General features: G+C 57.9%; 13 protein-coding genes. 5 read left to right on the top strand and 8 right to left on the bottom strand.

Translation table 11 applies throughout. From position 1 onward, the window contains the following. Positions 1-38: 38 nt before the first annotated feature. The 3 genes from FHJ80_RS01115 to FHJ80_RS01105 all read right to left on the bottom strand — a co-directional run bounded on the left by FHJ80_RS01115 (position 39) and on the right by FHJ80_RS01105 (position 3429). A complete protein-coding gene (locus FHJ80_RS01115; protein ID WP_054641358.1) occupies positions 39-806 on the bottom strand; it encodes a metallophosphoesterase in 768 nt (255 codons plus the stop codon). Positions 807-849: 43 nt separating this feature from the next. After that, on the bottom strand, positions 850-1653 hold the full coding sequence (locus FHJ80_RS01110) for an alpha/beta fold hydrolase (protein WP_139525221.1): 804 nt from the start codon (positions 1651-1653) through the stop codon (positions 850-852). Positions 1654-1716: 63 nt separating this feature from the next. Further along, entirely contained in the window at positions 1717-3429 is a 1713-nt protein-coding gene (locus FHJ80_RS01105) for a thiamine pyrophosphate-dependent enzyme (protein ID WP_139525220.1), read from the bottom strand. A gap of 574 nt (positions 3430-4003) precedes the next feature. Between FHJ80_RS01105 and FHJ80_RS17400 the strand changes: the two genes are divergently transcribed. Further along, positions 4004-4126, top strand: a complete 123-nt coding sequence (locus FHJ80_RS17400) for a hypothetical protein (protein ID WP_255303821.1) — start codon at positions 4004-4006, stop codon at positions 4124-4126. A gap of 54 nt (positions 4127-4180) precedes the next feature. On the opposite strand, the gene speG is transcribed toward FHJ80_RS17400, so the two are convergent. Both speG and FHJ80_RS01095 read right to left on the bottom strand, forming a co-directional pair. Continuing rightward, complete coding sequence (speG, locus tag FHJ80_RS01100) at positions 4181-4735, bottom strand: spermidine N1-acetyltransferase (RefSeq protein ID WP_139525219.1); 555 nt, start codon at positions 4733-4735, stop codon at positions 4181-4183. A 124-nt stretch (positions 4736-4859) separates the two neighbouring features. After that, on the bottom strand, positions 4860-6218 hold the full coding sequence (locus FHJ80_RS01095) for an FAD-binding oxidoreductase (RefSeq protein ID WP_239284604.1): 1359 nt from the start codon (positions 6216-6218) through the stop codon (positions 4860-4862). Here FHJ80_RS01095 and ltaE point away from each other — a divergent pair. Continuing rightward, on the top strand, positions 6217-7227 hold the full coding sequence (gene ltaE, locus FHJ80_RS01090) for a low-specificity L-threonine aldolase (RefSeq protein WP_139525218.1): 1011 nt from the start codon (positions 6217-6219) through the stop codon (positions 7225-7227). The two genes, FHJ80_RS01095 and ltaE, sit on opposite strands and share 2 nt — an antisense overlap. Positions 7228-7267: 40 nt before the next feature. On the opposite strand, the gene FHJ80_RS01085 is transcribed toward ltaE, so the two are convergent. Both FHJ80_RS01085 and fhuB read right to left on the bottom strand, forming a co-directional pair. Continuing rightward, positions 7268-7879 (bottom strand): LysE/ArgO family amino acid transporter, encoded by a 612-nt coding sequence (locus FHJ80_RS01085; RefSeq protein ID WP_054645171.1) that lies wholly within the window; start codon positions 7877-7879, stop codon positions 7268-7270. Between the two features lie 117 nt (positions 7880-7996). Next, positions 7997-9976 carry a Fe(3+)-hydroxamate ABC transporter permease FhuB gene (gene fhuB, locus FHJ80_RS01080; RefSeq protein ID WP_139525217.1) on the bottom strand — a complete coding sequence of 660 codons (1980 nt, stop codon included), beginning with the start codon at positions 9974-9976 and terminating at the stop codon, positions 7997-7999. A 161-nt stretch (positions 9977-10137) separates the two neighbouring features. On the opposite strand from fhuB, the gene FHJ80_RS01075 reads away from it, so the two are divergent. The 3 genes from FHJ80_RS01075 to fhuF all read left to right on the top strand — a co-directional run bounded on the left by FHJ80_RS01075 (position 10138) and on the right by fhuF (position 12413). Beyond that, on the top strand, positions 10138-10695 hold the full coding sequence (locus tag FHJ80_RS01075; RefSeq protein ID WP_139525216.1) for a cytochrome b: 558 nt from the start codon (positions 10138-10140) through the stop codon (positions 10693-10695). 66 nt (positions 10696-10761) lie between these two features. After that, complete coding sequence (locus FHJ80_RS01070; RefSeq protein ID WP_139525215.1) at positions 10762-11529, top strand: ATP-binding cassette domain-containing protein; 768 nt, start codon at positions 10762-10764, stop codon at positions 11527-11529. Positions 11530-11639: 110 nt separating this feature from the next. Next, positions 11640-12413: a siderophore-iron reductase FhuF gene (fhuF, locus tag FHJ80_RS01065; RefSeq protein WP_139525214.1), complete on the top strand. Its 774-nt coding sequence runs from the start codon at positions 11640-11642 to the stop codon at positions 12411-12413. 8 nt (positions 12414-12421) lie between these two features. Here the strand turns inward: fhuF and FHJ80_RS01060 are convergent, their stop codons facing one another. Then, positions 12422-14077 carry a multidrug ABC transporter permease/ATP-binding protein gene (locus FHJ80_RS01060; RefSeq protein ID WP_139525213.1) on the bottom strand — a complete coding sequence of 552 codons (1656 nt, stop codon included), beginning with the start codon at positions 14075-14077 and terminating at the stop codon, positions 12422-12424. Positions 14078-14141 lie beyond the last annotated feature (64 nt).

The following is a 14141-nucleotide window of genomic DNA, read 5'->3' as shown; positions in this document are numbered from 1 at the left end:
GTGTAGCTAGGTTATAGAGCAGCGCGTCATTTCAGCCCTTATTCACCTACCGTGACCACCCAATCAGGCCGAAACAGCGGCGGCGAAAACTCCTCTGGATAACCGCCCGGGTTGGCGATAACGCGGGTGCCATCGCACCACGTATCCACCGGCTCGTGAACGTGACCATGGATCCAGAGATCCATCTTGCCCATTAAGTGCGGCAAGTGGGAGGCAAAGGCTGGGGACAACGAATCGCCTAAGTACTGCTCTGGAATACAGCGATGTAAGGGCGCATGGTGTGTAATCACCACGCGGGGGCCATCAAAAGCTTGTTGGAGTTCATCTTGCAGCCACGTCAGTGCTTCCCGGTGCATGTATTGGCTGGCTTGAGGCGTGAACACTTGGCCGGGGGCCGTGGTAATGATGCGAAAATCAGGCATGTAACGCAGCGCTTTAGACTCGGTATCGGCAGGGTTGCGTGTGGGGTCATCGGCATAAAGCGCGAAATCCGTCCATAGCGTGGTGCCATAAAAGCGCACGCCTCTTAGGGTCACGCAGCGATTATCCAGCAGTTCGATATCATACCGAGCGGCTTCCAGCGCTAACTCTTGGCGCAGCAGCGGCATGCAGGTGCCATAGAACTCATGGTTGCCGGGCACGTAGAGAATCGGCAGGTCGGGAAACTGCTGGCGTGCCCACGCCAGCCCTTCTGCTCTTCGATGAATATCCCCTGCCAGCACCACCACATCCGCGTCGGCAGGGGGCAGCTCGCGGTGACCATCAAAATGCTCTAAATGAAGATCGGATAAGACTCTTAAACGCATAGAACGTCTCACGTGGTGCCTACATGGGCTTGGTATCGGGTCGTCAATCGTCAAGGCGAAAAATAAACTGACGGATGAACTCCACCACGACGGCTTCGGCCTCCCGGTGTGGCACATGACCGATGCCGGGCAACATTTCGCAGTGGGCGGGGCCTTGGGTGTAGCGGGCAATGCGTTCAGGCTGACGGTGAGAGCCGTATTCATCCTTCTCGCCATGCAGCACGAGCGTAGGGCACCGCACACGTTCAAGCGCAGGAGTGAGGGACCACGCCGCAAATTCGGGGCTTAGCCAAGTATCCGTCCAGGCATCGAACACCCAACGGGCTTTGTTGCCGTGGTACTTGACCAGCTTTGCGAACTGTTCCGGCGTCTGAAACGTCGCTTTTGCCTCTTCGATCCCTTGTCGCGTGCGATTTTCATTGAACGCTTGGGCGGCGATGGTGACGAGCCCCTGGCACTGCGAAAAATAATATCCGGCGCAGTGCACGGCCATACAGCCACCCACGCTATGGCCTAACGCAATAAAGCGAGTCACCTGTAGCGCATGACAGATGGCCGCAAAGTTGCCCCTCGCTTCATCGTCGATAAAACTGAGCGGCAATGGTGTTGAAGATGCATCGGAGCGGCCAAAGCCGAGCCGGTCATAGGCAATGACCCGTTGCCGCGTTGCTGCGCATAATGCTTCGGGGAAGTTGCGCCACAAATCCACGCATCCGAGAGAGTCGTGAAACAGTAGGATAGGAACCTCTGACCGTATGCGATCTGGTTCCCAAGTGCGCGTAAATAAACGACCGTTGGGGGTACTCACCCAACGGTCATAGTGATGAATAGCTGGCGTTAGCGTCATAGCATTGCTCTTGATATTGTCAGTGTGTCATGCGCCACTGCCAACATAGCATGCGATAACCCACTAGCGTTTCAAGAAGTTGCTTTTGACTAAGTGAACGACCTCATCCATGCGCCCGCTCAACACGGCTTTAGCGGAGTAGAGGGCGGTCGAGGCGACCTGCCCGGCCTCGACCTTGGGGGGCATCACCAGCTCCATGGGATTCACCACCACATCCAACAAGGCAGGCCCCGGCTGGGCGAGCCACTGGCTAATCGCGACGTCCAGCTCGTCTTCTTGCTCGACTCGGCGGCCCCATAATCCCATGGCAGCGGCAACCTCGCCAAAGTTGGGGTTTTCGAGCTCGGTGTAGGCATCGAGCATTCCCTCTACTTTTTGTTCTAACTCCACAAAGCTCAAGGAACTGTTGTTATACACCACGATTTTTAGCGGAATTTGCTGCTGTACCAGGGTCAATAAATCCCCCATCAGCATGGTTAACCCGCCATCCCCGCACATGGCAATGACTTGGCGGTGGGGATGCGCGAGCTGAATACCCAATGCCTGAGGATACGCATTGGCCATGGTGCCATGCTGCAAGCTCGCGAGGGTGCGGCGCTGCTGGGAGGCGTGAATATGGCGCAGCATCCATACGTTGACACTGCCAGTGTCTGCCGTAAACAGTGCGTTCTCTGCCGCGTGACGGTCAATCGCCAATGTCAGCTCTTGTGGGTGGATCACTTGGCTATCATGACTTCCATGGGCAGACTTTTCCAACGACTTGGCGTAGCGCTTGCGGCACTTCTCTAGCCAGTGACTGCGCGTATTTTCCTTGACGACTTGAACGAGCGCCTCGCAAGTATCCCGCGTACTGCCGACGATGCCCACGTCCACCGGATAGCGCTTGCCAATTTGTGCGGGATCTCGATCTACCTGAATGATCGTAGCGCGCTCCGGATAGAACTGAGTGAACGCAAAATTACAGCCGAGTAGCAGCAGCGTGTCGCACTCGGCCACTGCATGGTAGCCGCCTTCAAGTCCATAAACGCCCGTCATTCCCACGTGATAGGGATTGTCGTGCTCCATGAAATCTTTTGCCCGGGATGTCCAGGCAATCGGTGCTTGCAGCTTTTCGGCAAGTGCGATCACCTGCTCCCGCGCATCGTCGCAGCCAGCGCCTGCAAAAATAGTGATGTTGCCGCCTTTATTGAGCTGCTCGACGGCGGGCACTAGCGACTCTGCCGTCGGGCGTATCGAGTAGCTAAACCGGTGCGTGCGATAGCCCAGCTGATTCTCCGGGGTTTGTGTCATCACATCACCCGGCACGATAAGGACCGCAACGCCACCTCTGGCAAGCGCCGCTTGGGCGGCTAAAGCGGCCATGCGCCGCGCCTGCTCGGCGGAGACGACGGTTTCGCAAAACACGCTGTACTGCTTGAAAATAGCGCTTTGATCGACTTCCTGCGGGAACTGACTGCCCGTTTCGCCTAGCGCGATTTGCGAGGCGATAAGCACGACAGGTGAACCATTGCGATGCGCATCGAACAAGCCGTTCACGAAGTGCAGGCTACCAGGGCCACAGGAGCCTGCGCAGAGCGCTAGCTCCTGTGTCATATAGGCTTCGCCACCGGCGGCAAAACCACCGACTTCCTCGTGGCGAACGCCCACCCACTGGATATCACTTTGCCGTAGGGCGTCCGTAAAGTGGTTCAACGTATCGCCCACCACACCATAGCAGCGCTTGGCGCCGGCGCTTTGCAGGGTTTCGACGATGATCTCAGCAACGTTTGCGCTCATGTGCGACTCCTTTCGCGGGGGAAATGGCACGTCCACCACCAAGCCTAGACCGAGACGATGAGTTTTGCCGGGCGGTCAGAGAGTAGCGCACCATGCTGCGTCGCAGCATAAATGGGTCTACACTGAAAAGGGTGCCCTATAGGAGGACCCTGCGATGACCAACTCGAGCGTCATCACACCCGTGAGCGATGAGGTGCTAGCGTTTTGGCAATGTCAGGCGTATTGGCTGCGCGCCGCCAACGATGCCATCGCCGATTTTTACGGATAGCCAGCGCTTATGCGCCTGTATTTGCCTACTTAGACGAAAAGATAACCTGCAAAGCCGACACAGCGTGTCGGCTTTTTTATATTATGAAAACCTTTTCCATTCAATGATCTAACAAGCATCTTCGTATTGACGCCCCTTTTTGTAAGCTATTTCTTACGCGACATGGCAAATCACTTACATCTTTTGGACTAGAAACGCTCTGCAAAAGCGCCTAATATTCATATCACAGCTATCTTACTGCACTGCACAAAGCAAGCTGCGTATAACAAAAACGATTCCTCTACCTCTGCACCAGGAGTGTTCGCCATGAAGGATGCCATTACTCATAATGCGGCCATGGAAGTCGACGTCATGGAAGTCTGGGCAAAACGCGCGCAGCAGCAACGCGCCGCGTTCGACGCCCTCGCTGCCTATATGCGCCAGCAGTAAGGCACTGACTACGTCTTGGTCAGCGCCTTTGGCAAACGACCAAGACGTGGGGTGTCATGACTCCCAACCGCCCTCGTCAATGGGCTGCTGATCCAACTGCGCCAGATACGTCTCCTGCAAGATATACATACGTTTGACGTCACGGTATTGGCCGTTGATGAAGAATTCCTGTACCAAGTGGCCCTCTTCGATGAACCCGCTCTCCTCGTAGAGATGGATCGCTTTGACGTTCTGTACCGCTACGATCAAGTAGACCTTGTGCAGATTCAAAATCGTGAAGGAGTAGTGCAGCGCTTGGCGAATCAGTGAGCGTGCGAACCCTTTGCCCTGGTGCTCTGGGGTAATGATGATCTGAAACTCGGCGCTGCGGTGGATGTAGTCGATTTCGATCAGTTCCACCAAACCAATCGCGTTACCGGCGCTGTCTTCGGCTACGAAACGCCGTTCGGCGTTGTCGTGTATGTGCTTGTTGTACAGCTCTTCGAGTTCATCGAAAGATTCGTAAGGCTCCTCGAACCAGTACGACATGATGCTCTGGTTGTTATTGAGTTCATGGACGAAGCGCAAATCATTGCGCTCCAGGGCACGAAGGAACAAAGCGGGACTCATGGTCGACACTCTCTTAATTCATCAAACGAGACAATGCCATCACACGGGCAATGTGGCAGGTCAGTCATTTTAACGACGGGGTTGACGCAACTGGGTGTGTTAGCCCTCGTAGTGTAGCGTTTTATTAACGGCGCGTTGACGCCATCGAAGGCTCTCGCTGAAAGGAGAACAACGCCCCAAGGGGGTGCTCGCGACCTTCGATCAGTGCACGCAGCAGTTGGGCACCTATCATGCTATACGTGATGCCGTTACCGCCGTAGGCCATGGCGAAATGCACTCGGGGACCTAGCGACTCGTGAGGTCCGAAATAGGGCAAACCGTCGTCGGTTTCCGCGAACGTGCCACCCCAGCAAAACGTCGGATTGATCTCAAGGTCAGGCCACAGTGCTTCTACCTTGGCCGCCAGCGTTCGCGCTTTTTCCATCACCCGTGCGTCCCGACGCTCGGCAATGTCTTCATCGTCATCCTCTCCGCCGATCAATAACCGCCCTTCTTGCGTGGAACGCAGATAGAGATACGGTCGTGCGGACTCCCACACCAGCGTGTGTCCCAGCTTGCCCAATACCTCGCTAGGCAAGGGGTCGGTCACAAACGCATAGCTACTACGATTGGCAGCCACTGGCGCTGGCAACCACGTTTGGCTTTCGTACCCAGAAGCGATAATGACCTGTTGGCAACGCAGCGTAGCCCCATTACGAAGCCGAACGGTGACGCCGTCGTCATCAGTTATCAGCTGCTCCACCTGGGTGCGATCGAACACTTGGCTGCCCCGACGGACGACGTTTTCCAGTAAGTGATATGCCATGCGGTATGGGTCGATACGGGCGGCCAACGAGGACAGGATCGCCCCTGGCGCTGAAAAGCCGTAGTCAGCCTCAATCGCACGCTGTTCCAGCCAAGCGACATCGAAGCCGAAGCGCTTGCGCATCGCAAGCTCAGCCTTCAACGCGTCGACATCCGCTTCTTGGCTCGCGAAGTAGAGGCTCTTCTGGCGACTGAAAGCGACATTACCCAGCTCGGCAGCCAAGCGCTCTAGCGAGACAATCGCCTCGGCGCAGCTTCGATAGGCCATCACGGCATTGGCCTCACCGTACTGCTCGGCCAAATGCACCATATGGGTGTCGATTTCATACTGCAGTAGCGCCGTACTGGCCGCAGAGCTTCCCCACCCTACATCACGCCTCTCGAGCACTACGAAGCGATGGCCGTGGCGGCTTAGCTCATCGGCGATCAAAGCACCGGTAATACCGCCGCCAATAATCACTGTTTCCGCTTGCAAATCCTGGTTAAGCTGCGGAAAAGGGGTCAATAATCCATTTTTTACCGTCCAGAACGGATAACCACTTTTAAGATCCATCTTATTGCCTATGCTGGATTGCCATACGGTCAGACCGGGCAGATAAACGTTGGGTGTCGCACCCATTAACCATAGTGGATGATTGGCAGCGTGCCCTGTCTCTGCCTCAACCAGGAGTCGTTCCATGAAGATTGATTTAAGAAGCGATACGGTGACACGCCCTACCGCCGCCATGCGAGACGCCATGATGGCGGCCCCGCTGGGCGACGACGTATGGGGCGACGACCCGACGGTGAACGCCTTTCAAGCCACGCTGGCCGAGCGTGCGGGTAAAGAAGCGGCGCTGCTGTTCCCCAGCGGCACCCAGAGCAACCTGGTGGCTTTGATGGCCCACTGCGAGCGGGGTGATGAGTACATCGTCGGCCAGAACGCCCACACCTATCGCTACGAAGGGGGCGGTGCCGCGGTATTGGGCAGCATTCAACCCCAGCCGATCGAAAACGCCCCAGACGGCAGCCTGCCCCTCGACAAAATCGCCGCCGCCGTCAAGGCCGATGACTTCCACTTTGCCCGTACTCGGCTCTTGGCGCTGGAGAACACCATAGGTGGCAAGGTACTGCCTGCCGAGTACGTGCAGCAGGCCACCGCGCTGGCCCGAGAACACGGCCTGGCTACCCACCTAGACGGTGCCCGGCTATTCAATGCCGCCGTGGCCACGGACACCTCTCTCAAACAGCTTTGTCAGCCTTTCGACAGCGTGTCGCTATGCTTCTCGAAGGGGTTAGGCACGCCCATGGGCTCGGCACTGGTGGGCTCTCAGGCATTGATCGACCGGGCTCGACGTTGGCGAAAGGTCGTGGGTGGCGGTATGCGCCAAGCAGGCCTCATCGCCGCCGCCTGCCAGCACGCCCTGGAACACCACGTGGCAGATTTGGCTCACGACCACCGTCGTGCGGCACGCTTGGCCGAAGGTTTGGCAGCCTTTTCCGCCATCGAGGTGACCTCCCAGGCCACCAATATGGTATTCGTGCGCATCGACCCAGCGCATGTCGCGCCGTTAGCTAAGTGGCTCAAGACGAATGGCGTGCTGATAGAACTTCTTTACGCTACGCGCATGGTCGTGCATCGAGACATTAGCGACGACGATATCGAACAAGTGCTGACCATCGTCCAGCGCTACTTCGATCAGGCGTAGCCGGAGGATGCGTTTCTTGCACGTTGCTTAAACACGTTGCTTAAAACAGTACCGAGTCGAACGCAAGGTGCACTGCGATGGCCGCCATCATCAGGCCGATCAGCCCATCGATGGTGCGCCATGCGCCGGGACGGGAGAGCCATGGCGATAGCGCCGCCCCGCCCCAGGCCAACAGGCTGAACCAGAGAATCGACGCTGTCGACGCCCCCGCGACGAACACGCCAGCACTCTCCTGCTGGGCACCAATAGCGGGAATCAGCAGCAGCGTATCGAGGTAGACCTGCGGGTTGAGCACCGTCACCGCTAGAGTCGCCAGCAGCACACTGCGCAGGCTGCGGGCTTTGACGCCGTTGACTTTCAAGCCTTCACGGCCGCTGACTGCACGCCATAGCGCTTGTGCCGCCAGCCAACTCAAGAACAGCACGCCCACCCAGCGCATGGCTTCCATGGCGCTCGGCATGGTGAGCAAAAATGCGCTGGCACCAAACATGCCGGCCGTCAGTAGCACGACATCCGCACTCATGCACAGCCCCGCCGACCACCAGTGGTATTCGCGGCGAACGGCCAGCCCCAGCACGTAAGCGTTCTGCGCCCCAATCGCCATGATGATGCCGCCACACACCACTAACCCCGTTAGGTAGCTTTCCCACATTGCCGTTCGCCTTATGCTTGAGTAAAGATGGCGCTATGGTAAGGGAGGGCTCATATAAACAAAAATCATCTTGCTAATGATGCATTAGTAAAATTCATACATACCGAGACTACGTGCTCATAACCGCCGCAGCCCCCACATGAAGTAGGCACCGCCCAGCAACGATGCTACTAAGCCTGCCGGAATCTCATAAGGGAACATGATCTGGCGGCCCACCCAGTCGGCCAATACCATCAACAACATACCGATCAAGGCAGCGCCTACTAAGTGCTGGCGGGCGCGGGAGAAGCCCAGTAGCCGAGCCATGTGCGGGGCTAATAAGCCAATGAAGGAGAGCGGCCCCACCACCAGGGTGGCGCAGGCGGTGAGCAGAGCGACCAGCAGCAGTAGCGCTAGGCGCGCATGGTTTAAGCCAATGCCCAGTGAACGCGCGGTAGCGGCGCCCATCGGCATGATGTCTAACCAGCGAGTGAACGGCAGCGATATCAGCGCTAGTGCCGCTGCGATTCCTCCCACGAGCAGCGCACTACCCACCTCCACGTAATAGGTAGAGCCTGCCAGCCAGGCGATGACTTGCTGTCCGCGCGGATCACCACCTGCCAGTAGCACACTGCGCACCGCATCGAACAGCGCGCTAATCGCCACACCGCTGAGCAGGAGCCGCTCCGGTACGAAACCACTTTTACGATTGAGCACTACCAATACTAGTAGCGTCGCCAGTGCCCCTAGCGTTCCTATCGCCACTAATAGTGCATGACTGGGGGCAGGGAGTAGATAAATACCCAAGATCAGCGCAATAGCACAGCCACCGCTAATACCCAACACTTCGGGGCTCGCCATGGGGTTGGCCGAAAGGCGTTGAAGAATGGTCCCCGCTATTGCCAGCATCAAACCGCTAGCCGCTGCCGCCATTACCCGCGGAAAGCGCCACTCAATCACCCCCCAATTCGTCGGGGCAATGATGCTCCAGCCGTTGGCCCCTTGCCCCACTAAATGGCCCACCACCATGGCCCCCACCAGCGTTAGCAGTAGCCCTGTGATTAAACGGTGGGGTGCAGCGTGACGCGTGATCACCACGCCAGATGCCTGGGGCGGACGGTCCCCCTGCAGCTTAAGGCGGGGAATCAACCACATGAGTAGTGGCGCGCCTAACGCTCCGGTCACGGCCCCGGTGGGAATTAGCGTCGCTACCATGCCGGAAAAGCGCTGCAGCAAGAGATCCGTGGTGGCCAGCAGCACAGCGCCTAATAACGTCGACCAGAGTAAGCGCGCGCGCAGCGTGCGCGCTCCCGCCATACGGACGATATTGGGAGCCGCTAACCCTATGAAGCCGATGATCCCGACCACGCTCACCACGCTACCGGTGAGGAAGACCGCCAGCCCTAACCCGGCAAAACGCAAATGCTTGAGCGAAATCCCCAGGCTTTTGGCGCTGGCGTCGTCAAGCTCTAACACGGCTAAAGGGCGAAGCAACAGCCACGCGGCCAAACCGCAAAGAGCCAGTCGTGGCGCCAGTGACGCCACGCCATCCCAGCCATTCTGCGCCAGAGAGCCTGCCCCCCAAATCAGCAGCCCCGCCAGGGTTTCATGATTGAACAACAGCAAGGCTGTAGAGAGCGCGCCCAGATACAGATTGACCACCAACCCCGCCAGCACCACCGCGATGGGCGCCAATCCACGCCGCCACGAGAGTGCAAACACCAGCCCCATAGCGGCAGCGCCACCTAGCAGCGCAATCCACTCACTGCCTATCGAAAGCATGCCGGGGGCCAATAGCGTCACCGCCATCAGCGCCAAGTTGGCGCCCGACGCCACGCCCAAGGTGGTGGGCGATGCCAGCGGGTTACGGAGCACCTGTTGCATCAGCACCCCAGCCAGCGCTAGACCGCCACCGGCTAATAGCGCAATGGTAAAGCGCGGCCACCAAGCGAAGTGCAGCAGCAGCTCATCGACGTTATCGAACGTGGGAGACAGCAGCGCCTGTGCGCTCTGCGCGATACCGCCCTGCTGCTGCAAGCTCAGCCACAGTAATACCATCAACGGCAAGCTCAGCAGTAAGCAGATAGGAGCGGGAGAACGGCGACGCATCAGGTGCATGACAATATCCCGTCAACGAGGACAGCGGAAGCACGGGCAGGCATTGTCATGGGCGTGACCTTGGCAATCGAGAAAGCAGAAAATAAATCAAAGGGCGAGATTCTAAATGATAAGTATTAACACTACAATCTTGTCCAACGCACAGACTCATGAGCCTCATTATGTTGAAAGCAGTGTCAAACTCTGCCGCCTTGCCCAACACATGGCGAGATACGCCCTTTCGCTACGGCCTGGTCAGCCGCTCGTTTCACTGGCTCACGGCGCTGTTGGTACTCACCCAGTTTTTCGTCGTGGCCATGTGGCGTGTGTTGGGCGAAACGAGCGTGACGTTAATGCTGTCACGGCTAGCGCCACACGGTGCGATCGGACTACTGCTAATGGTCATCACTTTAGGGCGATTACTTTGGTGGTATAGCCAGCGTCATCAGCGGCCGCAGCCACCGAAAACGCTACGTGGCCAACTGGCGCGCATCGTGCATGGGGCGTTTTATGCCCTGTTAATGCTGATTGCCAGCCTTGGCTTAATCAGACACTACGCTGGCGGCTGGCCACTCAAGGCGTATGGCTGGGAGCTGATTCCTGGTGCAGAGAACGATATTCCGGCGCTCATGCTCCCTGCCGACCTGCTGCACAGTCCGCTCTCTTGGCTACTGCTTCTGCTGGTGGCCGGGCATATCGTCATGGCCATTATAGGCGGCCGGTCACGGAAAAATTTCTAAATGATAACTATTAGCGATACAATATATCTTTCATTTGCTCGATGCCCGCTTGGTCAGGAGTGACGCATGTTTAACGTTCAGGGTGCCACCTTCGCCATCAACGGCAAGCCCCTTCTTCAACCGATTCACCACACCTTTGAAGAAGGCAAGGTGTATGGTCTGATTGGCCATAATGGCTCTGGAAAATCGACGCTGATCAAGCTGCTGGCCCAGCAGCAGCCCGTCAGTGAAGGCGACATTCATTTTGATGAACGCCCTTTGCAGGCGTGGGGGCATCGTGAGTTTGCCCGTCAAGTTGCCTACCTGCCCCAGCATCTACCCAGTGCCGAAAATCTCACCGGACGCGAGCTGGTGGCGTTTGGGCGTTACCCCTGGCACGGTCTACTGGGTCGCCATAATCAAAAAGACAAAGAGGCGATCGAGCGGGCGATTGCCCTCACCCACACGGAAGCCTTCGCTGACCGCTTAGTGGATACGCTCTCGGGCGGAGAGCGCCAGCGGGTATGGCTGGCCATGCTGATTGCCCAGGGCAGCCGCTTTCTACTGTTGGATGAGCCGCTCGCGGCGCTGGATATCGCCCACCAAATGGAAGTATTGGCGCTGATTCGTAAGCTCTGCGACGAGCTGAACCTGGGCGTGATCATCGTTCTTCACGACATTAACATGGCCTCGCGCTATTGCGATGAACTCATGGCGCTTCACAGTGGCCGCCTGCTGGCCCACGGCACGCCCGATGCCCTGATGCAAAATACCACGTTAGAAGCCATTTACGGCCTACCCATGCAGGTCATGCAGCACCCCAATGGCGGACACCGCATAGCCGTGGCGCAATGAACGCCACGGCTGGAAGAAGAGTCGTTCTCAATTAACTCTTCAACTGATAAGCATTATCGCTTATGCTGAGACTCTACTCACGTGCGCTTATCACGTCTTGGAGTTCGGTTATGCCTCTCGCTTTGCGCCAACCCGACACCGTCTTGCCACTGTCTCTCGCTGATTGCTATCAAGGGCCACTTGAGCATTTTACGCCGCCATTGATCGAAGGAGCGGTGCCACAGGGGGCTATCAAGGCGTCTCGCTGGCGCAATGCTGCGCTGCTCGAAGAGGACATGGCGCGCTACGCCAGCCGCTACCCGAATGGAGACAAGCGCGCCATCGCCTCGCTTTGGTCGAAATGGCACTTCAGCACCCTCACCGTTCCCACGCTGACCGCTCATCTGCTGCTGAATCGCGACCTACCCGTCGGGCTGGATGATCTCTATGTGATTCAAAATGAGGAAGGCTGTACTCAAGGGCTTTGGCTACCCCATGAAGGCGAGCGTTTTACTACGCTGGACACCGCTGCTCGCTTTGCCACGCTCATCGAGCAGCACTGGGCCCCGCTCATCGAGCGCCTCTCGGCCATTTCCGGGGCCGCACCACGGGTATTTTGGAGCAACGCAGGCGGCTACGTGGATTACTACGTCAATGCCCTGGCAGCACACCCGCTGGTCAACCAAGACGCCCTGGCCGCCACGCGTGCACTGCTGGAGTCGCGCACCCTCAACGGACAGCGCAACCCGTTGTATGAGCCAGTACGTACGTACCAACCCAGCGGCAGCGAAGAGGTCAAGCGGGTGCGCAAGCTCTGCTGCCTGCGCTACCTGCTCGATGAGTTTGACGTATGCGGTAATTGCCCGCTAGAAGGGTGCGACCGCCAAGCGCGTCGCAAAGGATAAGCCGCTCGTTACGAGCTGATCTGCGCCACCGCATCTTCACTGGCCTGTGCCCGCTGCTCTCCCGTCAGCTCACTCAGCTGCCCCTTGGACATTTCCAGTAAACGATCCGCATGGACGAAGTAGCTGTCGTCATGGCTAATGGCAAACACGGTTTTGCCCATCGCTTTCAAATGGGGTAACAGCTCGCGGTAAAACAGCCGCCTGAACTGCGGGTCTTGGTCGGCCGCCCACTCGTCCAGCAGCAGAATATCCCGCTCCTCGGCAATCGCCAGCAGCAGTGCCAAACGCTTGCGTTGCCCTTGCGAGAGCTGTGTATTCACCACGCGATCAGCCTGCCACTCCAGCTTCTGGTGCATTTGCAGCCGCTCGAGCCAGGTCGTGACCAGCGCTGGGTCGGCCACGCGGCCACTCGGCCCCATGGCTTGGTCGAACTGGTGGAAATCGGTAAAGACGCTGGCAAAGCGCGCCCGAAACGCCGCCCACTCTGGTGCGCCAAGCTCCTTGCCATCCACGCTGATTTGGCCACTTTGCGGGCGGTACAACCCTGACAGCAGGCGCGCCAGCGTCGACTTTCCGCTGCCGTTGCCGCCAATCAGAAACACCTGCTCGCCACGCGCCAGCGTAAGATTGAGCGGCCCCACCTGGAAGCCTTCACCCCCGGAGGATGGCGTGTAGCGATACACCACGTTGGTGAGCGTCAAGCGCTGCCAATCGTGGAAGCGGTCCTCCACCTCGAAACCCGGCTGGTACTCGGCCAACGCCAGGCTGGCCAGTTTATCGAACGCCACCTGGGCGCTGATCAGTGTAGGCCATGCCCCCACGGCCTGAATCAAGGGCGTGCGTAAAAACAGCAGGGTCAAAGCAAAAGTGGCCGCCACCGCAGGGCTTGCCCACCCCAGCACGTTGGCCATGAAAAACACCACGCCAATGGCGCCCAGCATCATGATGTTGGACCAGTTATTGGCGCTGAGGTGGTAGGTGTCTGCGCGAATAATATGATGACGGTACGCTTTGGCGTTCTCCGTGTAGGATTCATCAAAAAAGCGCCGTGCGCGGTCACGGTTAAGCGCCAGCTCTTTGCGGCCTTCTATCGCCGATTGATAATCCTTATACAGCCGATCCTCGCTTTCGCGCACCTGATGAAAGTGGCGATACACCTTCGACACCAGCACCCAGCCAACGCCCATGGTGAAGGCCATCCAGAGCACGGTAATCACCACCATCTGCGGTGAGAGCCACGCAAGGTACGCCACCGAGGCCAGCGTGAGTACCACGCCCTGCACCAGTTCCGGCAGGCGAACGAAACCGATGGTGATATTGCGAACATCGCTGGAAAGACTTGCCAGCAGGGTGGCGTTACCTAGCTGCTCTAACCGTTCGATATCGGTATCCAGAATCCGTTTCACCAGCCGGGAGCGCAGGTCGAAGACGAAATGGTGGCCCAACAAGGTGAGCGCTAGCTGTGTGCCCAGCGTGACCGCCAGCAGCAGCGCCAATAGCCCTAAAAATTGAGGCAGCGCAGAGAGGGCACTACCCGCTTCGATCAGCCGCTGGTTGATGAACGCAATCACCCCCACGCCCAGTCCGGCGCTCATCAGGCTCAGCGCCAGCGCGCCCAAAAACGGCCAGCGGTAATGGCGAAACACCACTCGCAATAATTCCATACCCCATCCCCTTTACGCACAGGCGGCGAATTGTGACGCACTTCTCTGCCAAGTCAAACAAAGA

Source organism: Halomonas sp. BL6, assembly GCF_006228115.1.
Taxonomy (GTDB): Bacteria; Pseudomonadota; Gammaproteobacteria; order Pseudomonadales; family Halomonadaceae; genus Vreelandella; species Vreelandella piezotolerans.
Note: the sequence above shows the minus strand (reverse complement) of the source record. Positions and strands in the feature narration are given on the sequence as shown.

Coding starts and splice junctions, on each gene's coding strand:
- FHJ80_RS01115 (WP_054641358.1), bottom strand. CDS start 806: ATGCGTTTAAGAGTCTTATCCGATCTTCATTTAGAGCATTTTGATGGT.
- FHJ80_RS01110 (WP_139525221.1), bottom strand. CDS start 1,653: ATGACGCTAACGCCAGCTATTCATCACTATGACCGTTGGGTGAGTACC.
- FHJ80_RS01105 (WP_139525220.1), bottom strand. CDS start 3,429: ATGAGCGCAAACGTTGCTGAGATCATCGTCGAAACCCTGCAAAGCGCC.
- FHJ80_RS17400 (WP_255303821.1), top strand. CDS start 4,004: ATGAAGGATGCCATTACTCATAATGCGGCCATGGAAGTCGACGTCATG.
- speG (WP_139525219.1), bottom strand. CDS start 4,735: ATGAGTCCCGCTTTGTTCCTTCGTGCCCTGGAGCGCAATGATTTGCGC.
- ltaE (WP_139525218.1), top strand. CDS start 6,217: ATGAAGATTGATTTAAGAAGCGATACGGTGACACGCCCTACCGCCGCC.
- FHJ80_RS01095 (WP_239284604.1), bottom strand. CDS start 6,218: ATGGAACGACTCCTGGTTGAGGCAGAGACAGGGCACGCTGCCAATCAT.
- FHJ80_RS01085 (WP_054645171.1), bottom strand. CDS start 7,879: ATGTGGGAAAGCTACCTAACGGGGTTAGTGGTGTGTGGCGGCATCATC.
- fhuB (WP_139525217.1), bottom strand. CDS start 9,976: ATGCACCTGATGCGTCGCCGTTCTCCCGCTCCTATCTGCTTACTGCTG.
- FHJ80_RS01075 (WP_139525216.1), top strand. CDS start 10,138: ATGTTGAAAGCAGTGTCAAACTCTGCCGCCTTGCCCAACACATGGCGA.
- FHJ80_RS01070 (WP_139525215.1), top strand. CDS start 10,762: ATGTTTAACGTTCAGGGTGCCACCTTCGCCATCAACGGCAAGCCCCTT.
- fhuF (WP_139525214.1), top strand. CDS start 11,640: ATGCCTCTCGCTTTGCGCCAACCCGACACCGTCTTGCCACTGTCTCTC.
- FHJ80_RS01060 (WP_139525213.1), bottom strand. CDS start 14,077: ATGGAATTATTGCGAGTGGTGTTTCGCCATTACCGCTGGCCGTTTTTG.